The sequence below is a fragment of the Tahibacter sp. genome, from assembly GCF_032229445.1.
In the GTDB taxonomy this organism is placed as follows: domain Bacteria; phylum Pseudomonadota; class Gammaproteobacteria; order Xanthomonadales; family Rhodanobacteraceae; genus Tahibacter.
On the sequence record NZ_JAVTWC010000082.1, the window covers coordinates 22,391 to 48,185 of the forward strand.

The following is a 25,795-nucleotide window of genomic DNA, read 5'->3' on the forward strand; positions in this document are numbered from 1 at the left end:
CAACGAATACCAGTCCGTCGATCGCTGCGAACGCATCGAGGCGGAAGAATTCAGTGACTAATGCGTGCCTGCATACCGCCGGAATCAGTGGAAACCTGATCCGGTAGTGGCTCCTGATGTTGGAGCCCCCTTGAGTCAAGGGGGCGGCTGAGGCCCGCAAAGCGGGCGTCAGCGGGGTTGTGGAGATCTGGTGCACGGCCCAAGTGCCGCGCTGCGGACGTTTACCGAAATCTTTAACGGAGTGCATATGAGCGAAGCGCCTCAGCAAATTCTTCCCAAGGCCAAGAAGTCGGTGGCCCTGTCCGGCGTGGCCGCCGGCAATACCGCGGTCTGCACCGTCGGCCGCAGCGGCAACGATCTGCACTACCGCGGCTACGACATCGCCGATCTCGCGGAAAAGGCCACGTTCGAGGAAGTGGCTCACCTGCTGGTGCACGAGCACCTGCCGACGCATGCGGAGCTGCGCGCCTATCGCACCAAGCTCAAGCGCCTGCGCGGCCTGCCGCAGCCGGTCAAGGCGGCGCTGGAACTGCTGCCCGCGGCCACGCATCCGATGGACGTGATGCGCACCGGCGCGTCGGTGCTCGGTACCGTGCTGCCGGAAAAGGAATCGCATCCCGTTTCCGAAGCGCGCGACATCGCCGACCGGCTCATGGCCTGCTTCGGCTCCATGCTGCTGTACTGGTACCACTTCAGCCACAACGGCCGCCGTATCGACACCGAGACCGACGACGATTCCATCGCTGGCCATTTCCTGAACCTGCTGCACGGCAAAGCCGCGAGCGAGCTGCATGTGCGCGCGCTGGACCAGTCGCTGATCCTCTACGCCGAGCACGAATTCAACGCCTCCACGTTTACCGCGCGCGTCATTGCCGGCACCAACAGCGATTTCTATTCCGCCATCACCGGCGCGATCGGCGCGCTGCGCGGTCCCAAGCATGGCGGCGCGAACGAGGTCGCGATGGACATCATCTCGCGCTACCGCAGCGCCGATGAGGCCGAAGCGGATATCCGCGCGCGCATGGAGAAAAAGGAAATCATCATCGGCTTCGGCCACCCGGTCTACACCATCGGCGATCCGCGCAATCCCATCATCAAGTTCATCAGCCGCCAGCTCTGCGAGGCCGGTGGCAACCGCAATCTGTTCGAAGTCTCCGAGCGCATCGAGCAGCTGATGATGGATCTCAAGAAGATGTTCCCCAACCTCGACTGGTTCAGCGCGTCGAGCTACCACATGATGGGCGTGCCGACGGCGATGTTCACACCGCTGTTCGTGATCGCGCGCACCTCGGGCTGGAGCGCGCACATCATCGAGCAGCGCATCGACAACAAGATCATCCGCCCGAGCGCGAACTACATCGGGCCCGACGATCGCGAGTTCATGCCGATCGAGAAACGCTGACCGCGCGCACGACGCGGTTGCCCGGCGCGCTGTCACTGGCGGCGGGAATCCGCTTCGCGGTTGCGGGTTTGCGCGACAACGAAAAGCCGAGGCATTGCTGCCTCGGCTTTTTTGGTTCTTCAGTCGCGAGAAGTCCGCGCGACTTGCGGCTGCTGCCCGTCTCGTCGCAGCACCGCTGCTCCTCGACGCGCCTACTGATACCCGTCGGAGAAGATCAGCTCCGCCGATTGCGCCGGACCGCCGACGAACAGGATGTCGTTCGCGTCGGCGCGGTAGTTGCCCTGGCGCAGCGCATCGATCGACAGCTCCCAGGTCTGCGCGTCGATCTGGCGCGCGCCGGCGAAGCGGTACCAGCCGAAGGTCGTGGCATCGCCCGGCGTGCGCGGACCGTAGTTGCGCCAGCTCCAGTTGGTACCGAAGGTCGCACTGTGGAAGCGTACGCGCAGCGTGGCGCCGGCGCACGACGGCACGGAGAAGCTGATCAGCCCGTAGGTGTCATGGCTGGCCGCGCCGGCGATGCCGTCGGGCGGATAGAGCGCGGCGGCCAGCGTCGTCGTGTCATTGAGCTGGGTGCAGCTGCCGCCCTGTATCGAGACCGTGGCGCTGCCGCCGCCGTTGACGGCTTCGAGTGCGCTGAAACCCGCGGCCGGCAGCGAGGCGACGCGGGTCTGGGTCGAATCCTGGATGCCGTCGCCGTTGCCGTCGCCGGCGAGGATGCCGTTCTCGACCGCGCTCGGTGCGCCGTCCGCATCGTCGTCGCTCGGCGTGGTGTAGTCCCACACACCGGCCGTCGTGCCGGCGAGGATGCGCGCGGGCGCACCGGGCATGCGGCGCGGCATCGCCAATGCCGTGGCCGCGTCGGCCGGCAGGCCCAGACTGATCGAGTTCCAGCTCGCGCCGCCGTTGGTACTGCGGTACACGCCGCCCGGATTCGCACCGTCACCGCCGGTGCCGGCATAGATCGTGTCGCCGCTGGGATCGTTGGGGTCGATGAACAGCGCGCGCACGTCCTGGCCGGCGATGCCGGCGGAGGCCTGGCTCCAGGTCGCCCCGCCATTCGTGGTTTTGTATACATCGCCCGCGGGCGTCGGGCCGTACAGGTTGGACAGACCGGCGTAGAGGATCTGCGGGTTGGCCGGGTTGATCGCGAGCGCGAGCACGCTCCAGTTCGTGCTGCCGGCGCCGGCGTAGCGCGGCAGGCCATTGCTCGCATGGACCCAGCTGCTGCCGCCGTCGCTGGACTTGAACACCCCGTTGGCGATCGTCGGCGGTGCGGCGCCGGCGACGTCCGGCGACCAGTTCAGAAACGTGCCGATGTAAAGGTTCTGCGTATTGGACGGGTCGAACACGAGCGGCACGACGCCGCCCATGTAGGCGTAGTTCTGGGCGCCGGGCGGGCCGAGGTCCTGCGGCAGCGGCAGGCCGGTTTCGGAGCCGGTCCAGGTCGCGCCGGCATCGGTCGAGCGATAGATGCGCGACGACAGGTACGGCAGGCCAGGCGCGGTCAGGTCAGCGCGGCCGCTGCCGGCGACGAACAGTTTGCGCAAGCCGCCGCTGCCGATGGCGCAGGGGCCGCTGACCGGAGGTGCGACGCAGGATCGTGGATCGAGCGCAATGGTGCGGCCGGTGCCGAGGTCGGGGCGTCCGCCGATGAGCGCGACGCCGCTGTCGATCGTCGTCCAGCTCGCGCCGGCATCGGTGCTTTTATAGACGCCGCCGTCCTTGTTCGCCGCGGCGGGAATGCGTTCGGAACGGCCCGAAGCGTAGACCGTGAAGTTCTCCGCCGTCAGCGGATCGGTGTCGACCGTGGTCGGGTCGATCGCGATGCTGCGAATCTGTTCCGCATTCAGGCCGCTGTTGGAAATGGCCCAGTTCGCGCCGCTGTCATCGGATTTATGGATGGCTTGTGTGGTCGTGACTGAATCGCCATAGCCGGCGAGGAACACCGCGGTGGCGCCGGTGTCGACCGGATGTGTGGCGAGCGCACGGATATTGCTCGACTGGAAACCGGTGTTGATCGCACTCCAGCTGGTGCCGCCGTTGCTGGTCGAGAGCAGGCCACCGTCGCTGGCGCCGGCCCAGATGCGCGCGGTGGTCGGGAAATTCGGATGCAGCACGAGTGCGGAGATCTGCGGTGCCTGTGTGCCGTTGGCGCTGAGGCCGTTGCTGGCGTCGAAGGTCTGCCAGGCTGGGCTCGCCACGCTCGCGTCCGCCGTCACCAGAAGGCCGCGAGCCGTGCAGGCGACGACGAGGCCGTTCGGGGCCGTCGGATGCGCGGCGATGCGCGTGATCTGGCCGCAGGCCGCGCCGCTCGCCGGCAGCGCGACGTTGCTCCAGCTCGTGCCGCCGTTGGCGCTGGTGGCCACCGACAGGCTGTTGCTGGCGAACAGGCGCAGCGGTGCGCCGGGTGCGCTGATCAACGTGTCGATGCCGCCCAGGCCCGTGGGTTGCGCTGGCGTGGCAGCCCAGCTCGCGCCGCCCGTGGTACTGCGCACGACGACCGCGCCGGCGTAGGTGCCGGGATCGCTGTACGACAGGCCGGCGTAGATCGTGCCGTCGGCGGCGTACTCGATGCCGCTGTACTGCGGACCGCCCGGCGCGATGCTCCCGGCCGTGGTCCAGGTGCCGCCGCCGTTGTTCGAGACATGGAGCTGCTGGTAGCTGGTGGCGGCGATGTCATTCGTGCTGCCGCGGCGCAGGGCGATATCGCCGAGATAGGTTCCGGGCGCCGGCGTGGCGACGGGAATCCACAGGTCGCCGCCGTTGCCGGAGCGGTAGACCTGCTGGCTGGTCGCGAGATACAGCACCGGGCTCGCGGTGGCCGCGACGAGGTCGACGGAGAATATGGCCTCGGGCAAGCCGATCTCGATGCGTGTCCAGGAATTGCCGTTGCTGGTCGTGCGGAATACGCCGCCGCGGCCGGCGACCCAGAGCGTCGACGGCGACGCCTCGTAGCCGGCGAGTGCCGTCACGTTGCCGCCGCTCGGGCCGGCGGTGCTCCAGGATCCGACTGCGGCGGACGCGGTGGTCGTCGTGAACGCGACGAGGACGGCGGCGCAGATGCCTGCCTGGCGCGATGCGGTGACTGTCATGGCAACTTCCCATCAAAAAGTACTACACCGTAATACGCATTACGGTGCAGGGAAGTGAAACGGGTCGCTGCACGGGCGTGACGTGACGCACGTCCCGGCCCTCGGCCGGCTCTGCCGGGTTCGCTACAGGCTGGCTGCCAGGCGCGTGCCTTGCGCAATTGCACGCTTGGCGTCGAGCTCGGCCGCGACATCGGCGCCGCCGATCACATGCGCCTTGAGTCCTTGCGCGAGCGCAGCGTCGTAGTCGCGGCGGTTGGATTCCTGGCCGGCACAGAGCACGACGGTGTCGACCGGCAGCACTTCGCTCGCTTCGCCGATGCGGATGTGCAGGCCGGCGTCGTCGATGCGCTCGTAGGTCACGCCGACGAGCATGTTCACTTTCTTCGCCTTCAGCGCCGCGCGATGAACCCAGCCGGTGGTCTTGTTGAGCTTCTCGCCGGGCTTTCCCGGCGTGCGCTGCAGCAGCCAGACCTGGCGTTCGGACGGCTCGGGATGCGGTTTGGTCACGGCTCCGCGCGTGGCATAGCTCATGTCGACGCCCCATTCCTCGGACCAGCGGGCGATGTCGGTCGTTGGCGAGGGATGCGACTGGGTCAGGAATTCGGCCACGTCGAAACCGATGCCGCCGGCGCCGATCAGTGCGACGTGCAGGCCGACCGGTTTGTTGCGAGCGAGCACGTCGTAATAGCTCACGACCTTGCGATGGTCGATGCCGGTGATCGACGGCGTGCGCGGATGCACGCCGGTCGCGAACACGATCTCGTCGAAGTTCTCCTGCTGCAACGCCGCTGCGTCGACGCGCGTGTTCAGATGCAGCGTCACTCCGGTTTCGGCTATGCGCTGGCGGAAATAGCGCAGGGTCTCGAAGAACTCTTCCTTGCCCGGAATGCGCTTGGCCATGTTGAACTGGCCGCCGATGTCGGCTGCGGCGTCGTAGAGCACGACCGCGTGGCCGCGCTCGGCCAGCGTGGTTGCGCAGGCGAGTCCGGCCGGTCCGGCGCCGACCACGGCGATGCGTTTCTTCTTCACGGCGGGCGTGATGACGAGTTCGGTCTCAAAGCACGCGCGCGGATTCACCAGGCAGCTCGCGCGCTTGTTCTCGAACACGTGGTCGAGGCAGGCCTGATTGCAGGCGATGCAGGTATTGATGGAGGCGGCCTTGCCGGCACGCGCCTTGTTGACCCACTGCGGATCGGCCAGCAGCGGCCGAGCCATCGACACCATGTCGGCATCGCCGCGCGCGAGGATGGCCTCGGCCACGTCGGGCATGTTGATGCGGTTGGTCGTAATCAGCGGAATCTTCACTTCGCCGCGCAGCTTGCGCGTGACCCAGGTGAATGCGCCGCGAGGCACGCTCGTCACGATCGTGGGTACGCGTGCTTCGTGCCAGCCGATGCCGGTGTTGATCAGCGTGGCCCCGGCGGCTTCGATGTCCTTTGCCAGCGCGATCACTTCGTCCCAGCTCTGGCCCTGTTCCACCAGGTCCAGCATCGAGACGCGATAGACGATGATGAAATTCGCGCCGACCGCGGCGCGTGTGCGGCGGACGATCTCCACCGCGAAGCGGCGCCGCTTCTCCGGCGTGCCGCCCCAGTCATCGCTGCGCTTGTTCGTGCGCTCGACCAGGAACTGATTGATGAGGTACCCCTCGGAACCCATGATCTCGATGCCGTCATAGCCGGCATCCTGGGCGAGCTTCGCCGAGGATACGAAGTCGCGAATCGTTGATTCGACCGCACGCGACGACAGTTCGGCGGGTGTGAACGGCGTGATGGGGGATTTGATCTTCGACGGTGCGACGGACAGCGGGTGATAGGCGTAGCGACCCGCATGCAGGATCTGTACGCAGACCTTGCCGCCTTCCGCATGCACCGCGCCTGTCACCTTGCGATGGCGCGCGACGTGCCAGGGCATGGACAGGCGGCCGGAGAACGGCTTGAGCCAGCCGCGGATGCTGGGGGCGATGCCGCCTGTGACGATGAGTCCGACGCCGCCTCGCGCGCGTTCGGCGAAATACACGGCGAGCTTGTCGAAGTCGCTGGACTTGTCTTCGAGGCCCGTGTGCATGGACCCCATGAGCACCCGGTTCGACAGCGTGGTGAAGCCCAGGTCCAATGGGGCCAACAGGTGCGGGTAGTCGCTCATGCGCGGTCTGCCGTGCGGAAGATTCGGCGCACCTTGCATGGAATGGCTGGAGACAGCAACTCAGCGCAGGTCGGTGCCCGGTCATAGCGTGATGGTCGGCAGGCAACGAAAAAAATGCCGGCGTTTCCGCCGGCCTCGATTCACTGCGGGAGTTCGCGCGCCTTGAGCTCGCGCGCCCGGTTTCGCTTCTCCCGCCGCGCTTTCTCGCGCAGCCAGCCGAAGCCCAGGCCGCCGCCGATGATCACCGCGTAGGCTGCGAGTTCGATTGCGAAATGGCCGCCGATCCAGTTGGCGACGAATTTCTCGTGCATGATCATCTTGCCTGCGGTCCAGAGCAGCGCACCGGCGCCGATATAGATGACGATCGGATAGCGGTCGACCAGCTTGAGGATGATGGTGCTGCCGCCGACCACGATGGGTACCGAGATCAGCAGGCCGATCACCACGAGCACGACGTTGCCGTGGGCGGCACCGGCGACGCCGAGTACGTTGTCCAGGCCCATCAGGGCGTCAGCGATGATGATGGTGCGCATCGCACCCCAGAAGCCGCTGACCCGGCTGATCTCGTGTTCGTCGTCGTGGTGGTCTTCGGACAGGAGCTTCATCGCGATCGGGATCAGCAGCAGGCCGCCGGCCAACATCAGTCCCGGGAAGTGCAGCAGCCAGACCACGACCAGCGTCATCAGCGTGCGCACGATGATCGCACCGGCCGTGCCCCAGAAGATCGCTTTCTTCTGCAGATCCTTGGGCAGGCTGCGGGCGGCGAGCGCGATCACGATTGCGTTGTCGCCGGCCAGCACGAGGTCGATGAGGACGATCGCGAACAGCGCGGTGAAGAAGTCGGGTGACAGAAATTCCATGGATACCCCGGTAGGTCAGTTGTCTGGCTGGGACAAGGACACGCAAAAAACGCAGGCAAGACTTCGCCGTGTCCGGCGAAGGTCTTGCTCACTGCGTTACCGGGATGGGCGGCGAACGACAGCCGCGTGACCGGGGCGAGAGCCCGTGATGACGATCAGCGCGCGAGGAGCTACTCCCCTTCGATCCGGGCATAAGTAGCGGCTGGCGCGGCCAAGGTCAAGCGGGCAGGTCCGGATCCACCGCGAAAGTTGGCAGTCGACCAGCAGCGGCTTTGACCTGCGCAAACAGGAATTCGCCTCTGGCTCCCGGGAATGAGCCTTTCACATAGGTGTGTGCGGGCGGTGGATCCGGCATGTCGCGGTTGCGGGCGTGCACTCAGAGCTTTCGGCGCGTGGTCACGCCGTGCCGTCGACATGCTGCCGCATCGCTCCTGGTCGTCACCAGGGCACGAGTATGGATTGCTGGCCTGCCGCAGAAATCGGGGTGTCACCAGCCGACACCGTACTCCAGCGCAGCGCAGCATCATGCTGCGCTGCCGCGGGCCCTGCGCCTGGGGGCCATTCACACCGTCGTGACTTCGTTTGCGCAATAAACACGCGAATTGTTAAGACTCTACTGAGCGGCGCATGAACGGGCAGGGAGCGCGGTAGTTACAGGTCGTTGATTTTGCTAGACTGCCGGCCGCCCAGGAATGGGCCCAAATGTTAAGCCACGCCATCGCCGCTTTTAATTGTTAAAGTGAACGAGCTTTGCGTCCGTACGGGGTGGAGTGGACGCGCGCGATAACACCAATGAGGAGACTCCGAATGAAACGTAATGGCTTGTTTGCCCTGATTGCCCTGTCACTGGCCGGTATTGGCTCGGCGCAGGCGCAGGACTACAGCAACTGGTACATCGCTCCGCGCATCGGCGCCGTGATCCCGGACAGCGACCGCGAAACCGATGCGTCGCTGTTCACCGGTATCGGCATCGGCTACTGGTCGACCCCGAACTTCGCGGTCGATTTCGAACTGACGCACAACAATGCCCAGTTCGAAGACGGCTCGCTCCGTGACGGCCGCGAATTCGAAAATGCCGGCGTCGGCTTTGCCGGTCGCTACTTCTTCGGCGATTCCGGCAGCTCCTGGCGTCCGTACGTGATGGGCGGCCTCGGCTTCCTGCGTCACGCTGCGATCTCGGGCGACAACCTGCGCCCGTTCAAGGTCAATGGCTGGGATCCGATGCTCACCGTCGGTGGCGGTATCCAGCACGGCTTCAGCGATCGTCTCGCCTTCCGCGCCGAAATCGCTGCCCGCTATGACCGCGACAACAACTCGCGTCAGTTCTACACCTCCGACGACAGCACCGGCTTCATCGATGCGATCGCCAGCGTCGGCCTGCTGATCAACTTTGGTGGTGGTGACGGCGTCGTCGCTCCGAACGAAGTCCGTAACGATCCGCCGGTCAAGCCGAACGAAACCTCGTGCCGCGACCTGGACGACGACAAGGACGGCGTGAACAACTGCGACGACCGTTGCGCCTCGACCCCGGCCGGCACCAACGTCGGTCCGGATGGTTGCCCGCTCGTGGTCACGATCGATCTGCGTGGCGTGAACTTCAAGTTCGACCGTCCGAAGAAGGGTGAGTCGAACATCGGCCCGACCCTGCAGGAACCGACCGCCGACTCGATCGCAATCCTGGATCAGGCCGTCGACACGCTGCAGCGCAACTCGGCCGTCCGCGTCGAAGTCATCGGCCATACCGATGCCGTCGGTACCGACGAGTACAACCAGGGTCTGTCCGAGCGCCGCGCGCGCATCGTGTATGACTACCTGACCTCGCACGGCATCGACGCTGGTCGTCTGTCCGGCCCGACCGGTTACGGCGAATCGCGTCCGATCGACACCAACGACACGAAGGAAGGCCGCGCGCGTAACCGCCGCACCGAACTCGAAGCGCAGAAGTAAGCGCTGTCGTTCAAGGCAACACCTGAAAGCCCGGCGCAAGCCGGGCTTTCTTTATGTGGGCCCGGCGCAGGCGCACTCGTGTGCCGGCCGTGCTGGCCCGGTGGAATGCTCGCGCCTCGCTCCTGATGCGACGTCGTCGCCCGGCCTCGCGACAGCCTCGCCGTTCCGCCGCAAGTCCCACTCGCGGGACTTGTACCCGCGCGCGTTAGCCGTCAGATTAGCCACCGCGCCGCCGCCGCGCAGGAATGGCCCCGTGTTCGCTCCTGTCACGTTGGCGCGTTGCAATGGCAGCAGCGCCACCACTCACGATTTTTCGCAGGAGGCTAGGTACATCGTGAACACCCCCTGGACTACCGAATCGCTGTTCGAGGCGTTGCGCTCCGATACGAGCGTCGATCTCGAAGGCATAGAGCTCAACCTTGTCGGCGGCGTTGACGCCACCATCAACATCGCCATGCACGAGCACGGCGATCTGGCCATGCATCTGGCCGTGTCCGGCGAGCAGATCTTCGTTTCCTCGCCGCTGTGCCTGGCCAGCCAGGTCAAGGACCGCAACGCCTTCAACGAGGCCTGCCTGCGCCTGAACCCGGTCAACCCGCTGTCCAACCTGGGCCTGCAGAGTGTCGGCAACGATGATCTCTACATCGTATTCGGCGAACTCTCCAGTCGCTCGCCGCTGGTGGCCGTCGTGGAGGAAATCCACGCACTCGCCGACAACACCATCCAGGCCGCCGAGGCCTTCGCCGACCATCTGAAGTGACCGCCCATGGCCATCTGGACCAAGATCATCACCCTGTTCCGCGGCGCCGCGCATGAAGCCGGCACGGCTGTGGTCGACGCCAACGCGATGCGCATCCTCGATCAGGAAGTGCGCGACGCGCAGAACGCGCTGCTGCGTTCGCGCGACGACCTCGCCAAGATCATGGCGCAGCGCAAGATTGCGAACGACAAGCTAAACGACAAGAAAGCCAAGCAGACCGAATACAGCAACTACATCCGTGAGGCGCTCGCGCGCGACAACCGCGGTCTTGCGCAAGAGGTAGCGACCAAGCTCGCGCAGATCGAGGCCGACATCGCGACCGAAGGCAAGATCATCGGCGACTACGACACCAGTATCACCAAGCTGCAGACTGCCTCGCGTCAGGCCGAAACCGTGATCACGCGCCTGAAACAGCAGATCGACACGGTCAAGGCCACCGAAAGTGTGCAGCGCGCACAGGCGGCGCTGGCCGCCCAGAGCGCCGGCACCGGTGCGAAGCTCGGCACCGCGCTGGACTCACTGGAGCGTATCAAGCTGCGCCAGACCGAGCGTGCCGCGCAGCTCGAAGTGGCCGACGAAATGGCCAAGGCCACCGGTGAAGATACCGATTTGCAGCGGCGTCTTGCCCAGGCCGGCATCGTCGCCGGTGAATCCTCGGCGGATTCCATCCTCGCGCGTTTCGAGTCGGCGACGCCGAAGGCCATCAGTCACGACGGCGTTCCGCAGCTCGACCACGCGGGTGCGGCCAGCAAGAGCAGTTGATCGGACGGCGCCCGCCGGCCATGCCGGCGGGCGTATGTCGAGGGAGGTTGCGGCGGACGGGGGCGTGAACCGCAGCCAGGCATGAGTACGGGGAGGGCGTATGCCAGTCTGGGTTCGGCTGATGCGGGCGTTCCACCGGCATCTGGCGCTGATGAGCTGGGGCGTACTGTTCGGCATCGTGCTGCTGCACTGTCTTGTCAGTTGGGAACTGATGCTGCTGGCCGGCGAGGAAAAGCTGGTCACGTTCACCGACTGGTTCTACTACTACGTCGTTACCGCGACCACGATCGGCTACGGCGACCTCTCGCCGCAGACACCGGCCGGACGCTGGATCGCCGTGCTCTGGTTGCTGCCCGGCGGGGTCACGCTGTTCGCCATGTTCATCGGCAAGGCAACCACCGGATTGATCGATACCTGGAGGCGCAGGGCCATGGGCAAGCACAGTTATCCCGGCATGAGCGGCCATACCGTCATCGTGGGCTGGATGGGACGCGATACCTTGCGCATGCTGGATCTTCTGAGCCAGGACAGCACTACCGACGACGAGGGCATCGTCCTTGTCGCGTCGGAAGAAATGGAGAATCCGCGGCCCGAGCACGTCCGCTTCGTGCGCGTCGACTCGCTGGCCGACCCGGTCTGTTACCAGCGCGCCGGCATCGCCGCCGCGGCCCGTATCATCGTCAATGCCGCGAGCGACGAGCAGACCCTGGCTGCGGCCTTCGCCGTACTCGCGAACAAGGTGCGCGGCCATGTCGTCGTGACCTTCGAGCGCTGTGAAACCTGCGCCGTGCTCAAGGCCCACTATCCGGCCGTCGAATGCGTACTGCCACTGCATGTCGAGGTCATGGTGCGCGCGGCGCAGGATGCCGGCAGTGCCGCCGTCGCCGCGGAACTGCTGTCCATCGCCGGCGGCGCGACGCAGTTCAGCCTGCGCGTGCCGGCGCAGAGCCAGGGCCTGGGCTACGGCAAGCTGTTCAATGTCTTCAAGCACGAGCTCGGCGTGACCTTGCTCGGCTATACCGCGGGCGTGGGTGCGCAACCGCGCCTCAACCCGCCCGATAGTGACCGCGTCGCCGCCAACGCGACGCTGTACTACATCGCCGATCAGCGCGTCGACCCGGCGCGCATCAATTGGGGAGCCTGTACACCATGAGCTGGTTGGGAAAGATGTTCGGATCCAAGCCCGAGGAGCCGGCGATTGCTCCGGTCGGTCCGCTCGGCCTGCGCCTGAAGGGCGCCGTCGCGGTGGACAGTCTGCCGTTCCGCGTCGCTGGCGACCGCCTGCTGTTCGAGGCGCCCGAGGGCAATCAGCTGATCGAGGCCTGGGGCGAGGTTGAACTCGGTGGCGGATCACGCCTGCATCGCTACTACCTCACCGATGACGCATTCGTGCAGGTCAGCACCACGGCGGGCCAGATGGACGACGTCAAGCTGTTCGTTTTCCACGAGACCGTCAATCCGCCGAACCAAACCGCGTTCAACGACTGGGTCAAGCGCGGTTCGCAGATCGGTGCGGCGCAACTGGACGTCAACGGCCAGCGCTACGATCGCGTCTGGGGCGAAGGCGTCACGGGTGACTGGGCGCCGCCGGTCGTGTTCGACGAAAAGGTCTACAACAAGGACTTCCGCGAACCGGACTACGAACTGACCCACTATGCGATGCTGTACCAGCGTCTCGTGCCTGGACTCGATCGCTATGAATATGTGCTCGTCAGTGCCGAAGACTACGGCCCGAACGAATATTGCATCACCTTCTCGGTCGGCGTGGACGTGAGCCAGGCCGACCTCACCGTCACCTGAAAGGAGCTAGTCATGACCGATTCGATTCTGCGCTACCTAAATGGCGTGCCGGCCTTCCTGTCCTATTTCGCGATCGGTGCGGGGTTGATCGTCCTGTTCTGCCTGGTCTACGTGCGCCTGACGCCGCACGCGGAATTCGCGCTGATCAAGGAGAACAAGCCGGCTGCGGCGATCGCATTCGGCGGCGCGCTGATCGGCTTCGCACTGCCGCTGCATGCGGCGATATCGCATGCGGTCAGCCTGCTCGACTGCGTGCTCTGGGGTGTCGTCGCGCTGATCGTGCAACTGTTCGCATTCTTCGCCGTGCGCATCGTCATCTCCGATCTGCCCGGCCGCATCGCGCGCGACGAACGCGCCGCCGGCATCTACTCCGCGGCCGTCGCGATCTCCGTCGGTCTGGTCAACTCGGCCAGCATGACCTACTGAGGGCCAGCGCCATGAAACGATCCCCCACCGTCCGCCTGCTGCTCATGGGCGCCGCGCCCGTGCTGCTGACCGCCTGCGAAGCGCAGGAAGAAGCCGTCCTGTACAAGGACGCCACCGAATGCGTGGCTGCGGCACGCCTGACCGAAGACCAGTGCAAGGCTGCGTTCGACCACGCCAAGTCCGAGCACGAACGCGTCGCGCCGCGCTATACCTCGCAGGCCGATTGCGAAACCGATTTCGGCGCGAGCAAATGCCAGAGCGTGAACCAGGGCGCCGGCATCCAGTACATCCCGCTGATGGCCGCCTATGCGCTGGGCTACTACGCGGGCCGGCCGAACTATTACCAATCACAGCCTTTGTACTATTCGCGCACCAGCTACGACTCCAGCGGCGGCTACGTCAATTCCGGCGGACAGCAGGTCTCGCGCACGACAGGCAATGCCACTGTCTCGCGCAGTTCGATGGAACCGCCAGCGCGTGCGGTGACCATGTCGCGCTCCGGCTTCGGCTCGTCCTCCAGCGCCAAGGGCGGCTGGGGCGGCTCCTCGGGAAGCTGACGGTGCGCCGCATAGCGATCCAGGAACGTTCCGACTGGCGCGAGACCGCAACCGGATTCGGTTTCCGCTTCCACACCATCGACGGCGAGCCGTACTGGGACGAGAGCGCCTACTACGCGTTTTCGCTCCGGCAGATCGAGGAGGATCTCGAGGATCCGACGACCGAGCTGCACGAGATGGCCATGGGCCTCGTCGGCGAGATCGTCGCGAGCGAGGAGATGATGGACCAGCTTGCGGTGCCGGCCGACTACCGCGACTGGATCGCCGAATCCTGGCGCCGCGGCGAGCCGCACCTGTACGGACGCATGGACCTGGCCTATGACGGCAAGGGACCAGCCAAGCTGTTCGAGCTCAACTACGACACGCCCACCGCGTTGTATGAAGCGGCGTTTTTTCAATGGGTATGGCTCGACCAGCAGAAGGCGCGCGGCCAGCTGCCCGACGCGGCCGACCAGTACAACCTGCTGCAGGACCTGCTCGTCGAAACCTTCGCGACGATGGCGCCGGACCTGGCCAAGCCGCTGTACTTTTCCGCCGTGCGCGACTCGCTCGAAGACCAGGGCACCATCGAGTACCTGCGCGACTGTGCCGAGCAGGCCGGCGTCACGACGCGCTCCATCGCGATCGAGGACATCGGGCTTTCGACCGACAGCCGCTTCACCGATCTCGAGGACTACGTCATCGAGTCGCTGTTCAAGCTCTATCCGCTGGAGTTCCTGTTCGCCGAGCGCTTCGGCCCGGCGCTGCCGCGCTCGGGCATCCGGCTGATCGAGCCGCCGTGGAAGACCCTGCTGAGCAACAAGGGCATATTGCCGCTGCTGTGGCAAAAGCACCGCGGTCATCCGAACCTGCTCGAAGCGTATTTCGAGACCGCAACCAGCGAAGCGCTCGCGCCGGGCTGGGTCAGAAAGCCGTTGTATTCGCGCGAAGGCGCGAACGTGACCGTGATCCTCGCCGACGGCAGCCAGCATGTGGCCGCTGGCCCTTACGACGATTCGTCGTGGATCCGCCAGGCCGCGCACCCTCTGCCGCAGTTCGACGGCAACTACGCCGTCATCGGCAGCTGGGTCGTCGCCGACCGCGCCGCCGGCATCGGCATTCGCGAGGACACGACACTGATCACGCGCGACACGTCACGCTTCGTGCCGCATATCATCGTGGACTGACAAAGTCTGGCGAGGCGTCTTGGCGGCCTCGCCAATCCGATGACGAAAACTTGCAGAAATCAGCAGACGTTGGCTACCAGTTTCTGTGCATCTTCCTTGGCCTTATCAAGGAAAATGAATATGAAAGCTGATAGCAGATTGGCTTAGCGAACTAACTCCACTCGGAATCTGTCGCCGAGCCTAGACACTGAAAAATGCGACCAGTCATTACTAGTGACAACCCCGCGCCTGCAGAGGTCGTGTATCGTGCCCCGGTAGGGGCCGTCGGCGAGTAAGAGATCAACCTCAAGGCCGAGCAATGGCCACAATGATGAGCCATACGATACAAACTCATCAGAATCTGCAGCGCAATCCAGGGAGCTAGAGATCGCTCCGCAGATTGAACCAGTCGCTTGATGAATGCTTGGTCCGCCGCTCATGCCGCCATCTACTGGTGCGTCTATTTGAAAACAGGGGAATGGCAGCATTGCCGAATCACGCTTCATGGCATGCACGGTGACTACTCTGCCTTGGCCGAAGCTTGGACTAATTTTTAGGGTTGCGCTCAATTTTTTATCAGCTACTGAGACATCTTTCATTTGCGTCCGAGGAAAACCGTAAGCGGTGATGCGATCGTCGACTTTGGGGGGTGAGAATGAAATTGTTGGTTTGGCCCACCGGATGCGAGCGTGAAGTTCTGGAGGGCCACCAAGTAGCAGTAAGCAGACGTCGGCGTCAGTGCAGGAACGGTACTCCATTACTTTGACGCCTAAATGGACGCCGTCAGGTTGAAGTAGCGTTCCGAAAATATCCACCTCTAGAGGCCCTTGCGCAGGATTTTCTCTTGTTGGGCAAAGTTCTCCAATGAAGTGTTCGAGGACGTGGCGAGCTGTGATCGCTAGGCCAGGCGCTAGGACGAAGGCTGATCCTGACAGCGACGGGGTTCCAAAGCGGTCCATCGCGAAAATCGGTGTCGCGAGCATGTTGATGGGGGCGTCTAAACCAACACTAGTGAAGGCGTCTGGTTTCATTTTTGACTCGCTTTCTAAACCGTGCGAGAAGCGGGAACACTGCAAAATCAGTAGCAATAGAAAAGGGCGCCTTGCGGCGCCCTTTGTACTTCATCGCGGTGCGTCAAGAGTTACCAGATCTTCACCTGCTTGTCCCCGTCGCGCACCATGGCGTCGCCACTCTTGCAGCCAAAGGCCTGGGCGAAGGCCGGCAGGTTGGACGGCGCGGCGATGGCGCGGAACTGCGCCGGTGCATGCGGATCGACGTTGAGGCGGCGCTTGAGCTCGGCGTCGCGGAACGCGCGGCGCCAGACCTGGGCGAAGTTCAGGAAGAAGCGCTGGTCCGGCGTCAGGCCGTCGATCTTCGCGTCCGGATCGGCCGACTTGCTCTGCGCGAGCTTGAACGCGTCGTAAGCCATGGTGAGGCCGCCGAGATCGGCGATGTTCTCGCCGAGGGTCAGCTGGCCCTTGACGTGCAGGCCTTCGATCGCGACATAGCTGTCGAACTGCTCTACGAGCTTGGCCGTGCGCGCGTCGAACTTCTCGCGGTCTTCCTTCGTCCACCAGTCGGCGAGGTTGCCCTTGGCGTCGAACTTGCTGCCTTCGTCGTCGTAGCCGTGCAGGATCTCGTGGCCGATGACCGCACCGATGCCGCCGTAGTTCAGCGCGTCGTCGGCCTTGGGATCGAAGAACGGAGGCTGCAGGATCGCCGCCGGGAACACGATCTCATTCTGCAGCGGGTTGTAATAGGCGTTCACGGTCTGCGGCGTCATGCCCCATTCGCGGCGATCGACGGGCTTGTTGATCTTGGCCATCGACCAGTCGTTGTTGAACTTGGCCGCGGCGGCGACATTGGCGAAGTAGTTGTCGGGCTTGACCGTCAGGCCGTCCCACTTGCGCCACTCTTCCGGGTAGCCGATCTTGGGCGTGAACGAGGCCCACTTCTCCAACGCCTTCTTCTTCGTGTCCGCGCCCATCCAGTCGAGCTTTTCCAGCCGCGCCTTTGTCGCCTGACGCAGGTTGTCGACGAGCTGCTGCGCGCGTTGCTTGGCTTCGGGTGGAAAATTCTTCTCGACATAGAGCTGGCCCATCGCCATGCCCATGCCGTTCTCGACGGATTCGAGGACGCGCTTCCAGCGCGGCTGGTTTTCCTGCTGCCCGCGCAGCGTCTTGCCATGGAATCCGAAATGGGCCTCGGCCAGGGCGTCGTTGAGATACGGCGCGGCGCCGTCAATGGTCTTGAAGCGCAGGTAGGCGCGCCAGTCGGCGATCGGCGTCTGCTCGATCATCGTGTCGACTTCGGCGAAGAACTTCGGTTGCGACAGCGAGAAGCCCTTGCTGTCGGACAGGTTCTGGCTGGCGAAGAACTTGTTCCAGCCGAAGTGCGGGTTCTGCTTCTGCGCTTCGTCGAGCGAAACGAAGTTGTACTGGTTTTCCGGCGAACGCAGCTCGACCGGCGCGAGCGATGCCTTGGCCAGGCGCGTCTCGAACGCGAGCACGGTTGTGGCCTGACTCGTCGCTTCGGCCTTGGCCGTACCGGCCAGCTCGAGCACCTGTGCGATGTAGGCGACGTAAGCCTCGCGGATCTTCTTGTAGCTGCCGTCCTTGCCTTCTTCGAGGTAGTACGCGCGCTCGGGCAGACCCAGGCCGCCCTGGAAGGCGTAGGCGATTTCCATCGACGAGTTCTTGAAGTCGGCTTCGCCGCCGAAATTGAACAGCAGGCCCAGGCCCGCCGCATGCGTGTCATGCACGAACGCAACGACTTCTTCGGGCGATTTCAGGCTGTCGACGCGCTTGAGCCAGTCGGCGATCGGCGTGACGCCGGCCTTGTTCGCGGCGGCGGCGTCGATGCCGCTCTGGTAGAACGCGCCGATCTTCGCCTCGATGGAAGCGGGTGCAAGGGAAGCGAGGTTCTTGGCGGCGGCCTGCGCGAGATCGTGGGTGGCGTGGATCGACGCTTCATCGAGCTGCTCGAAACTGCCCCAGGTCGAACGGTCGCTGGGGATCGCGTTGGCCTTGAGCCAGGTCGCGTTGACATAGCCGAACAGGTCGTCGCAGACATTGCGCTGCGTATCGAACTGCTTGGTGTCGATGCCGCGGGTCAGTTCGACCGTCGCGGCGGACGAGAGGGTGGCGCAGGCGAGGCCGATGGCCAGCACGAGCGGTTTGATCAGGCGGTTGTTCATGAATTGCCTCTTTGGCGCTGTTCCCGCTATTGCGAGATATTTGAAAAACTGGCGGTGGATTTTTGCATCAGACGTGACATTTACCAGATCACGACGCGCTGCTTCGCATCGCGTGCCATGGGGTCTCCGTTCTTGCACGAAAACGCCGCGGCGAACTCAGGCAGGTTGGCGACTGGGCCGAGCACGCGCCATTTGGCCGGCGCGTGCACGTTGGACTGCACCTGCAGGCGCAGCGCCTCGGGCCGCTGTGCCGTGCGCCAGGCCTGGGCGAAGGCGAGGAAGAAGCGCTGTGCCGGACTCAGGCCGTCAATGGGCGCATCGGTCTTGCCGGCCCGCGCGATCTGGAACGCGTCCCAGGAAACCTGCAGGCCGCCGAGGTCGGCGATGTTCTCGCCGAGCGTGAGCTTGCCCTGGATCGCCAGTGCGTCGACGGCGATGAAAGCGTCGAACTGCTTGACCAGCGTGTCGGTGCGCGCGTCGAACTGAGCGCGGTCTTTTTCGCTCCACCAGTTCGCGAGGTTGCCCTTGGCATCGAACTGGCTGCCCTGGTCGTCGAAGCCGTGCAGCAGCTCGTGACCAATGACCGAGCCGATGCCGCCATAGTTGACCGCGTCGTCCATCTTCGCGTCGAAGTACGGCGGCAGCAGCTGCGCGGCCGGGAACACGATCTCGTTCTGCAGCGGGTTGTAGTAGGCGTTGACGGTCTGTGGCGTCATTTCCCACTCGCTGCGGTCCACCGGCTTGCCGATCTTGGCGTACAGGCGCCGGGCCTCGAAGCGGCTGGCGGCTTGCGCATTCGCGTAGTAGTCGCCGCGAGCGATGGTCAGTCCGGAATAGTCGCGCCAGTGGTCCGGATAACCGATCTTGCTGACGAGCGTATCGAGCTTGGCGTAGGCGGCCTGCTTGGTCGCCGCATCCATCCATTCGAGCTTGCCGATGCGCACGCGCAGGGCTTTCTTGAGATTTTCCACTAGCTGCTCGGCACCGGCCTTGGACGCTGGCGGAAATACGCGGGCAACGTAGATCTCGCCTACCGCCTCGCCGAGCGCCGCGTTGGTCGCGTCCAGCGCGCGGCGCCAGCGCGGCTTGAGCACTTCCACGCCGCGCAGGGTCCTGGCGCGGAACGCGAACTGCGCGTCGACGAAATCGCGGGACAGATACGCGGCTGCGCCGTCGGCGATGTGGAAGCGCAGGTACGACTGCCACTGCGCCAGGGGCACGTCGGCGAGCGCCTTGTCCATCGCGGCGAAGAACTGCGGCTGGGCCAGCGAGAACTTCCTGATGTCGTCGCGGCCGAGCGCGTCGAAATACTTCGCCCAGGAAAAATGCGGCGTCTTCGCATCGGCTTCGGCGACGCTGTGGATGTGATAGAAATTGTTCGGATCGCGCAGCGCGAGCGGATCCAGCGAGTCCTTCGCCAGGCGCGTTTCCAGCGCGAGCACATGCTTCGCGTTGTCGCTGGCCTTCGCATCGCCGGTCAGGCGCAGCAGCGTGGCGACATAGTCCTGATACTGCTGCAGCAGTGCCTTGGATTTTGCATCGACGCGAAAGTAGTACTCGCGGTCCGGCAGGCCGAGTCCGCCCTGTGTGGCATAGCCGATCACTTGTCCGGCGTTCTTCATGTCCGATTCGGGGCCGAAATCGAACAGCACCTGGGTGCCCTGCGCGTGCCACTCGCGCAACAGCGGCGCGATGTCGGCATTGCTCTGAAGCGCGGCAATGCGCGCGAGGTCGGCCGCGAGCGGCGTGGCGCCGGCCTTCTCGATCGCGGCTTCGTCCATGGCGCTCGCGAAGAAATCGCCGATCTTCTGCGTGGCGCTGCCGGGCTTGCCCGGGTTCGCCGCCGCGGCCCTGAGCACCTCGTGCAGCACGTCCTCGTTGCGCTGCTGGATCTCGTTGTCGAGGCTCCACTGGCTGTACTCGGGTGGAATCGGGTTGCTCGCCAGCCAGCCGCCATTGGCGTACTGGAAAAAATCGCTGCAGGCGCTGGTCGTGGTGTCGAAATTGCGCAGGTCGAGACCACGCTCATTCGTCCGCGCTGAGGCGAGCGTGGTAGACAGGGCCAGGACCAGGGCCGCCAGACGCGGCGCGGCGCAACGCAGGTTCATGCGGAAATTCCGGAGCACGGCTGGGATCGTCCAGATTAGGCACGAAACCCAGCATCTTACAGTGTCAAAGGTTTGGACGCCGCCCGCCGCGACTCAGGGCCAGGCGGGCTTGCCTGCTGCGCTCGTGTCCGCTGTGCACGCAGCGGACGCAGGCATAATCGGTGCGGATTCATTGCCACGGAGTCGCCATGCAGGTCCAGTTCTGCGGTGCCAACGGCGAGGTGACCGGTTCGTCGCATCTGCTGCGCGTCGGCGAACGCCAGATCCTGATCGACTGCGGCATGATCCAGGGCGATGAGGAAACCGAGCGGCGCAACGCCGAACCGTTTCCGTTCGATCCGCAGCGCATCGACGCACTGGTGCTAAGCCACGCCCACATCGACCACATTGGGCGTGTGCCGCTGCTGGTCAAGCGGGGCTTCCGCGGACCGATCTACGCGCAGGCGGCGACGGCGGATCTGAGTCGCATCATGCTCGAAGACGCCGCCTCGATCGCCGAAAGCGACATCGTCCGCGACAACCTCAAGCGCCTGCAGCAGGGACTCAAGCCACAGCAGCCTCTGTATACCCGTGCCGACGCGCAGGCTGCGCTCGAGCGTCTGCATCCGCTGCCCTACGACAGCGAACTGGAAATCGTGCCGGGCGTACTGCTGCGCCTGCGCGACGCGGGCCACATCCTGGGTTCGGCGGTCGTGGAGATCTGGCAGCCCGGCGGTCGCAAGCTCGTCTTCTCCGGCGACATCGGTCCGCGCGGCACGCCGATCCTGCGCGATCCGGCACGGATCGACCACGCCGACATCGTGCTCATGGAATCCACCTACGGCAATCGCCTGCACCGCTCGCGCAGCGATACCGTCGCCGAACTCGGCCGCATCTTTGCCGCAGCGCTGAATACCGGCGGCAATGTCGTGATTCCGGCGTTCGCGGTCGGGCGCAGTCAGGAACTGCTGTACTGGATGGCCGAGCACCATGACGACTGGAACATGGACCGCTTCCAGATCTTTCTCGACAGTCCCATGGCCGGCAAGGTGCTCGAAGTCTACGAGCGGCACGAAGACCTGTTCGACGAAGACGCGCGCGCGCTGTGGGCGCACCGGCCGAATCCGCTGCGCCTGCCCAATCTGCGCGTGACCGTATCGGTCGCCGAATCGCAGGCGATCAACCAGCATCCGGGCGGCGCCGTGATCATCGCCGGGTCGGGCATGTGCAACGGCGGACGTATCCGCCATCACCTGCGCCAGAACCTCGGCCGACATAACGCGCACATCCTGTTCGTCGGCTACCAGGCACAGGGCACACTGGGGCGGCTGCTCGTCGACGGCGTCAAGCGCGTGAAGCTGTTCGGCGACTGGATCGACGTGCACGCGCACCGCCATACGGTCGGTGGGTTGTCGGCGCATGCGGACCAGGCGGGCCTGCTCGACTGGTACGGCCACATCGGCGCGCGTGCGCCAGTCTATCTCGTGCACGGAGAGGACATCGCGCGCGAAGCGCTGGCCGACAAGCTACGCGAGCGCTTCCGCTGCCGCGTCGAGCTGAGCCAGCCGGGCATGACGGTGCCGGTATAGCGGTCCGCCATATGCGTCATTTTCGCGGCTGGCCTGGTTTACCCTGACGGCCACACGCAACGCAGCCCACCATGTCCCGACTTCTCGTCTTCCAGCATGTCGCGGCAGAACCGCTGGGTACGTTGGATCGCCTGATCCGCCGCCGCGGCCACCGCATCAAGTTCGTCAACTTCGAGCGTCATCCGGACGCGCAACCGTCCATCGACCGCTATCGCGGCCTGATCGTGCTCGGCGGTCCGATGAACGTCGAAGACCATGCGCACCGCGAGCACCTGCTGACCGAGATGCGCACGATCGAGGCCGCGCTGAAGCAGGAAAAGCCGGTGCTCGGCATCTGCCTCGGCGCGCAGCTGCTGGCCCATGTGCTCGGCGCGCCGATACGGCGCCAGCGCGAGGCCGAGATCGGCTGGTACGACGTCGTCACGACGGCGGCCGGGCAGGCCGACCCGGTACTCGCGCCGCTGGGTGCGCAAGCGCCGCTGTTCCAATGGCACAACTACACATTTGAAATTCCGGCCCGGGCGCAGCTTCTGGCCCGAAGCTCGGTCTGCCCCAACCAGGCGTTCCGCTACGGCAGCAACGCCTACGGGTTCCAGTTCCACCTCGAAGCAAACCAGGCGCTGATCGAACGCTGGCTGTCCACGCCGGCTTACCGGGACGAACTCGAGGCGGCCGGGCTGGTACAGGATCCGGAGACGATTCGAGCCCGCACGGCGCGCGAGACCGCCGCGATGGAGCAGCGCGCCGAGCACGTGTTCGGCGAATTCCTCGATCTGGTCGGCCGGCCGCTGCGGCGCATCACGCTGGGCTCGCGCTGATGCGCGGACGGCTGCGATATGCCAGCAAATCCGGTATACATCGTGCACTCCCGGAGAGGACGCTTCGCATGTCCCGCACGCCACTCGCGCGCCTTTTCGCGCGCAGCTTTGCCATTGCCCGCACCGCTGCCGCGCGCGGCGAACCGCTCGATGAAGCGTTGCAGCGCGCCGATGCGCAGCGCGCGGCGCGGCGACGCTTCCTGCAGCAGGGCGTGATCGCCGCCTCGGCACTTGCCGTTGCTTCGTGTGCCCGCGTGGCGCCACGCGCGGCGGATGGCGGCGACGTCGTCATCGTCGGTGCCGGCATCGCCGGGCTGTCTGCCGGATGGCGTTTGCGCCAGGCCGGCGTGGCCGTGCGCATCATCGAGGCGCAGAACCGTTGTGGCGGCCGCATGCTGAGCCTGCGCGACCACTTCGCCGACGGGCAGGTCTGCGAACTTGGTGGAGAGCTCATCGACAGCGGCCACGTGCGTATGCACAAGCTGGCGGCGGAACTTGGACTGACGCTCGATGACCTCATCGGTGCAGAAACACCGGGGCTGGAAGACGGCTGGTACTTCGACGGCCGTCTGCGCAGCGAGCACGAAGTGCTGCAGGCGTTCGCGCCGGTGGCGGCACTGATCGCGCGCGACCAGGCCGTGATCGGCGATGCGGACATCGGCAGCGGCAGCGCGCCCGCGGTCCATGCGCTGGATCGCCTGACCCTCGCGCAATGGTTCGATCGCAACGGCGTCAGCGGCTGGCTGCGCACCTTGCTCGAGGTGGCCTATACCACCGAGATGGGGCTGGAATGCGACCAGCAGTCGGCGCTGAACCTGCTGACCTTCATCGACGCCGGCACCGATAAATTCCACCTGTTCGGTGACAGCGACGAGCGCTATCACGTGCGCGGCGGCAACGACCTCGTGACGTCGGCGCTGGCTGCGAAGCTCGACGATGCGATCGAGACCGGCACGGTGCTCGAGGCGCTGGGCCAGTCCGACGACGGCCGCTATGTGCTGTCGCTGCGCCGCGGCGGCGCAAGTACGCAGGTGCGCGCGGCACAGGTCGTCCTCGCGCTGCCGTTCACGACCCTGCGCCAGGTGCGCCTGGACGTGGAACTGCCCGCGGCCCAGCGCGACGCGATCGCGCGGCTGCGCTACGGCACGAATGCGAAACTCATGATCGGATTCGAGCGGCGCGTCTGGCGCGAGAACCGCATTGGCAACGGCAGCCTGATGTGCGACCGGGGCCTGCAGACCACCTGGGAAACCAGTCGCCAGCAGGCCGGCGCGGCCAGCATCCTGACCAATTTCACCGGCGGCCGGCACGGGCTCGACATCGGCCAGGGCTCGCCGAAGTTCCAGGCCGACAGGGCCGCGGCGTCCCTCGACGCGGTCTGGCCCGGCGTCGCCGCGTCGCGCGGCGCGGCGCGGGAAGCCCGCTTCCACTGGCCCAGCCATCCGTGGACCCAGGGCAGCTATGCCTGCTTCGGTCCGGGCGATTGGACCGGCCTGCGCGAGCACATCGCCACACCGGGTGGAAACCTGCACTTTGCCGGCGAGCACTGTTCGCCCGACAACCAGGGGTTCATGGAAGGCGGACTGGAATCGGGCGAAACCGTGGCCGAGCGCATCCTCGCGCGGCACAGCGCCGCGCTCGCGCCGTTGCGGCGGCGTCTGGCCAGGGTCGCCTGACATACGCGCCGACGCCGTGGGGCGTTGGCTGCGGTCGGTCGCCGGGCTGGCGTATCGGAGTGGCCGACTCTCTGCGCGTAGAGCTATGTGCTCTGCAATTTCGCCACACTGAGTTTCCTACAGTAACTCAGTCGGTACATGAGCCAACTGTTCTTCAAGCACCAATCCCCGAGGCTTCTCGCCTTCGTTTTCCCGAGGCGCGCCGGACGTGATCCAGTGTTCGCTGAATTTTCTAGCTCGCGCAGGTGATGCATCCTGATAGCCGTGCTCGGCTCTACAACATGGGCAAAAGCCGTAAAGCGGGGTCTGCCCTTCATGCCCTCACTGTGGAATGGGCGATTGAGATCCGCACACTACGGCAGGAAAGCTGATCATTGGGCATCGAAATAGTCCCATTGCTTGCTCAAAGATGTAGTCATCTACCTTGCGGCGAGATTTTCGCGAGATAACTCTACTTGCGCGATAAAAGTGGCAACGAGTCATCCGAAACTTCAAATGGAGCCAGCAGGTTTCGACTTGTTTCGCGCTGTTGACGGCTCCCTGCCCAATACAAATTCCGGTCACATAGCGGAATCCGTAACAACCAACCATTCCTCTGTGCTCACCCCAAACTCAAATAACGCTTGATCTTTTGCCTCTTCTACGGATGGGTGCCACGTATCCGCTGTTTGCTCCCCCAGTGCATTCTTGCGCAATAGGTAAATCAATCCATAGTCGCGCACGATCTCAATGCTAGCAGTTGGTTGAGACTGAATTGCTATTACGTGATCTGTCTCGGCCACGCTTTTTTTTCCAACAGTCGCTGTCAACAAAATTTCCACAGGCTAGTCCTTGATTGGGAGATGAAGGTTTTCCACGGCTTTCCCCCGAACTCCCATCGCTTCGAAGTGAACGTGTGGGCCATCTGAACCATGGGTGCCTAAAATGTCGGCAGCCGTCATTCGAAACTGTCGAGCCCCATCCGCAGATTGAAAAACACCACTACCTTTTGGACCGATCTCTTTGTAGCCTGCTCCCAACCACTTTGCGCCAAGTTCCAATGCCTTTTGACTATTCATCGGCGCATGACTGCCGATGTTGCCCATTGGATTACTACCGGGCTGAGGAAGCTCTATTGGTAACTGTCCCCCCTTTGCGGCGGGAGACGGACCCTGCAGGGCACCTTGCGTTGACTTTCCCCGAGTGATGACGCCAATCACAACCGTTGCTGCAAGCGTTGCAACAGTTTCTTTGGAATAGTTTCCAGTGTCGATGAAAGAGCCGATCGCCTGACCCATGGCGGCGCCTTGCTCAGCAAGACTGCCCTCCGTTGTCGCCGCCGCCTCCCCGCCTGCCCAGATACGCATTCTTTCAGGATCGTTACGGAACATTAATCCGACTGCTGCGCCATATGCTCTATCCGACTGCCTACCATCAGGGTCCACATTCCTGTACGGGTTGTTATTCGCATACCAATACCGATTGAACGACTCAGGACTGAATGGCACTTACTTAAGGCGCACCGGATGACCCTGCGCGCGAACGATTTCCCGC

At 64.6% G+C, this 25,795-nt stretch carries 20 protein-coding genes; 12 read left to right on the plus strand and 8 right to left on the minus strand.

The genetic code is table 11. From position 1 onward, the window contains the following. The first annotated feature begins 247 nt into the window (after positions 1 to 247). A complete protein-coding gene (gene prpC, locus RUU78_RS14550; protein WP_313917803.1) occupies positions 248 to 1,402 on the plus strand; it encodes a 2-methylcitrate synthase in 1,155 nt (384 codons plus the stop codon). Between the two features lie 191 nt (positions 1,403 to 1,593). On the opposite strand, the gene RUU78_RS14555 is transcribed toward prpC, so the two are convergent. From RUU78_RS14555 to RUU78_RS14565, 3 genes are all read right to left on the minus strand, one after another. After that, on the minus strand, positions 1,594 to 4,494 hold the full coding sequence (locus tag RUU78_RS14555) for a hypothetical protein (protein WP_313917805.1): 2,901 nt from the start codon (positions 4,492 to 4,494) through the stop codon (positions 1,594 to 1,596). A gap of 123 nt (positions 4,495 to 4,617) precedes the next feature. Then, positions 4,618 to 6,639, minus strand: a complete 2,022-nt coding sequence (locus RUU78_RS14560) for an NADPH-dependent 2,4-dienoyl-CoA reductase (RefSeq protein ID WP_313917807.1) — start codon at positions 6,637 to 6,639, stop codon at positions 4,618 to 4,620. A gap of 140 nt (positions 6,640 to 6,779) precedes the next feature. After that, on the minus strand, positions 6,780 to 7,499 hold the full coding sequence (locus RUU78_RS14565; protein WP_313917809.1) for a TerC family protein: 720 nt from the start codon (positions 7,497 to 7,499) through the stop codon (positions 6,780 to 6,782). 807 nt (positions 7,500 to 8,306) lie between these two features. On the opposite strand from RUU78_RS14565, the gene RUU78_RS14570 reads away from it, so the two are divergent. The 8 genes from RUU78_RS14570 to RUU78_RS14605 all read left to right on the plus strand — a co-directional run bounded on the left by RUU78_RS14570 (position 8,307) and on the right by RUU78_RS14605 (position 14,917). Further along, positions 8,307 to 9,446: an OmpA family protein gene (locus RUU78_RS14570; RefSeq protein ID WP_313917811.1), complete on the plus strand. Its 1,140-nt coding sequence runs from the start codon at positions 8,307 to 8,309 to the stop codon at positions 9,444 to 9,446. A 334-nt stretch (positions 9,447 to 9,780) separates the two neighbouring features. Then, the gene (locus RUU78_RS14575) at positions 9,781 to 10,206 is read left to right on the plus strand and encodes a YjfI family protein (RefSeq protein ID WP_313917813.1); all 426 of its coding nucleotides are present in this window, start codon (positions 9,781 to 9,783) and stop codon (positions 10,204 to 10,206) included. Positions 10,207 to 10,212: 6 nt separating this feature from the next. Further along, positions 10,213 to 10,968, plus strand: coding sequence for a PspA/IM30 family protein (locus tag RUU78_RS14580; RefSeq protein ID WP_313917815.1), 756 nt, complete (start codon positions 10,213 to 10,215; stop codon positions 10,966 to 10,968). A gap of 100 nt (positions 10,969 to 11,068) precedes the next feature. Continuing rightward, the gene (locus RUU78_RS14585; protein ID WP_313917818.1) at positions 11,069 to 12,121 is read left to right on the plus strand and encodes a potassium channel family protein; all 1,053 of its coding nucleotides are present in this window, start codon (positions 11,069 to 11,071) and stop codon (positions 12,119 to 12,121) included. Further along, the gene (locus RUU78_RS14590; protein ID WP_313917819.1) at positions 12,118 to 12,768 is read left to right on the plus strand and encodes a DUF2491 family protein; all 651 of its coding nucleotides are present in this window, start codon (positions 12,118 to 12,120) and stop codon (positions 12,766 to 12,768) included. Before RUU78_RS14585 ends, RUU78_RS14590 begins: the two co-directional genes overlap by 4 nt. A 12-nt stretch (positions 12,769 to 12,780) precedes the next feature. Then, positions 12,781 to 13,194, plus strand: a complete 414-nt coding sequence (locus RUU78_RS14595; RefSeq protein ID WP_313917822.1) for a DUF350 domain-containing protein — start codon at positions 12,781 to 12,783, stop codon at positions 13,192 to 13,194. Positions 13,195 to 13,205: 11 nt separating this feature from the next. Next, the gene (locus tag RUU78_RS14600; protein WP_313917824.1) at positions 13,206 to 13,751 is read left to right on the plus strand and encodes a DUF1190 domain-containing protein; all 546 of its coding nucleotides are present in this window, start codon (positions 13,206 to 13,208) and stop codon (positions 13,749 to 13,751) included. 2 nt (positions 13,752 to 13,753) lie between these two features. Then, a complete protein-coding gene (locus RUU78_RS14605; RefSeq protein WP_313917826.1) occupies positions 13,754 to 14,917 on the plus strand; it encodes a glutathionylspermidine synthase family protein in 1,164 nt (387 codons plus the stop codon). Between the two features lie 143 nt (positions 14,918 to 15,060). On the opposite strand, the gene RUU78_RS14610 is transcribed toward RUU78_RS14605, so the two are convergent. From RUU78_RS14610 to RUU78_RS14620, 3 genes are all read right to left on the minus strand, one after another. Next, positions 15,061 to 15,927 carry a trypsin-like peptidase domain-containing protein gene (locus RUU78_RS14610; RefSeq protein WP_313917828.1) on the minus strand — a complete coding sequence of 289 codons (867 nt, stop codon included), beginning with the start codon at positions 15,925 to 15,927 and terminating at the stop codon, positions 15,061 to 15,063. Between the two features lie 110 nt (positions 15,928 to 16,037). Next, positions 16,038 to 18,092: a M13-type metalloendopeptidase gene (locus RUU78_RS14615; RefSeq protein ID WP_313917830.1), complete on the minus strand. Its 2,055-nt coding sequence runs from the start codon at positions 18,090 to 18,092 to the stop codon at positions 16,038 to 16,040. Between the two features lie 80 nt (positions 18,093 to 18,172). After that, entirely contained in the window at positions 18,173 to 20,200 is a 2,028-nt protein-coding gene (locus RUU78_RS14620) for a M13 family metallopeptidase (RefSeq protein ID WP_313917832.1), read from the minus strand. Positions 20,201 to 20,388: 188 nt separating this feature from the next. Here RUU78_RS14620 and RUU78_RS14625 point away from each other — a divergent pair, with 188 nt between their 5' ends. The 3 genes from RUU78_RS14625 to RUU78_RS14635 all read left to right on the plus strand — a co-directional run bounded on the left by RUU78_RS14625 (position 20,389) and on the right by RUU78_RS14635 (position 24,262). Then, on the plus strand, positions 20,389 to 21,768 hold the full coding sequence (locus RUU78_RS14625; protein ID WP_313917834.1) for an MBL fold metallo-hydrolase: 1,380 nt from the start codon (positions 20,389 to 20,391) through the stop codon (positions 21,766 to 21,768). 71 nt (positions 21,769 to 21,839) lie between these two features. Beyond that, on the plus strand, positions 21,840 to 22,586 hold the full coding sequence (locus tag RUU78_RS14630; protein ID WP_313917835.1) for a gamma-glutamyl-gamma-aminobutyrate hydrolase family protein: 747 nt from the start codon (positions 21,840 to 21,842) through the stop codon (positions 22,584 to 22,586). 68 nt (positions 22,587 to 22,654) lie between these two features. Further along, the gene (locus tag RUU78_RS14635; protein WP_313917837.1) at positions 22,655 to 24,262 is read left to right on the plus strand and encodes an FAD-dependent oxidoreductase; all 1,608 of its coding nucleotides are present in this window, start codon (positions 22,655 to 22,657) and stop codon (positions 24,260 to 24,262) included. A gap of 560 nt (positions 24,263 to 24,822) precedes the next feature. Here the strand turns inward: RUU78_RS14635 and RUU78_RS14640 are convergent. Next, the gene (locus RUU78_RS14640; protein ID WP_313917839.1) at positions 24,823 to 25,083 is read right to left on the minus strand and encodes a hypothetical protein; all 261 of its coding nucleotides are present in this window, start codon (positions 25,081 to 25,083) and stop codon (positions 24,823 to 24,825) included. Between the two features lie 3 nt (positions 25,084 to 25,086). After that, positions 25,087 to 25,632 carry a hypothetical protein gene (locus tag RUU78_RS14645; protein WP_313917841.1) on the minus strand — a complete coding sequence of 182 codons (546 nt, stop codon included), beginning with the start codon at positions 25,630 to 25,632 and terminating at the stop codon, positions 25,087 to 25,089. Positions 25,633 to 25,795: the final 163 nt, after the last annotated feature.

Bases quoted from the DNA above. Each gene is read 5' to 3' on its own strand.
- prpC (WP_313917803.1), top strand. From the start codon at position 248: ATGAGCGAAGCGCCTCAGCAAATTCTTCCCAAGGCCAAGAAGTCGGTG.
- RUU78_RS14555 (WP_313917805.1), bottom strand. From the start codon at position 4,494: ATGACAGTCACCGCATCGCGCCAGGCAGGCATCTGCGCCGCCGTCCTC.
- RUU78_RS14560 (WP_313917807.1), bottom strand. From the start codon at position 6,639: ATGAGCGACTACCCGCACCTGTTGGCCCCATTGGACCTGGGCTTCACC.
- RUU78_RS14565 (WP_313917809.1), bottom strand. From the start codon at position 7,499: ATGGAATTTCTGTCACCCGACTTCTTCACCGCGCTGTTCGCGATCGTC.
- RUU78_RS14570 (WP_313917811.1), top strand. From the start codon at position 8,307: ATGAAACGTAATGGCTTGTTTGCCCTGATTGCCCTGTCACTGGCCGGT.
- RUU78_RS14580 (WP_313917815.1), top strand. From the start codon at position 10,213: ATGGCCATCTGGACCAAGATCATCACCCTGTTCCGCGGCGCCGCGCAT.
- RUU78_RS14585 (WP_313917818.1), top strand. From the start codon at position 11,069: ATGCCAGTCTGGGTTCGGCTGATGCGGGCGTTCCACCGGCATCTGGCG.
- RUU78_RS14590 (WP_313917819.1), top strand. From the start codon at position 12,118: ATGAGCTGGTTGGGAAAGATGTTCGGATCCAAGCCCGAGGAGCCGGCG.
- RUU78_RS14595 (WP_313917822.1), top strand. From the start codon at position 12,781: ATGACCGATTCGATTCTGCGCTACCTAAATGGCGTGCCGGCCTTCCTG.
- RUU78_RS14600 (WP_313917824.1), top strand. From the start codon at position 13,206: ATGAAACGATCCCCCACCGTCCGCCTGCTGCTCATGGGCGCCGCGCCC.
- RUU78_RS14610 (WP_313917828.1), bottom strand. From the start codon at position 15,927: ATGAAACCAGACGCCTTCACTAGTGTTGGTTTAGACGCCCCCATCAAC.
- RUU78_RS14615 (WP_313917830.1), bottom strand. From the start codon at position 18,092: ATGAACAACCGCCTGATCAAACCGCTCGTGCTGGCCATCGGCCTCGCC.
- RUU78_RS14620 (WP_313917832.1), bottom strand. From the start codon at position 20,200: ATGAACCTGCGTTGCGCCGCGCCGCGTCTGGCGGCCCTGGTCCTGGCC.
- RUU78_RS14625 (WP_313917834.1), top strand. From the start codon at position 20,389: ATGCAGGTCCAGTTCTGCGGTGCCAACGGCGAGGTGACCGGTTCGTCG.
- RUU78_RS14630 (WP_313917835.1), top strand. From the start codon at position 21,840: ATGTCCCGACTTCTCGTCTTCCAGCATGTCGCGGCAGAACCGCTGGGT.
- RUU78_RS14635 (WP_313917837.1), top strand. From the start codon at position 22,655: ATGTCCCGCACGCCACTCGCGCGCCTTTTCGCGCGCAGCTTTGCCATT.
- RUU78_RS14645 (WP_313917841.1), bottom strand. From the start codon at position 25,632: ATGTTCCGTAACGATCCTGAAAGAATGCGTATCTGGGCAGGCGGGGAG.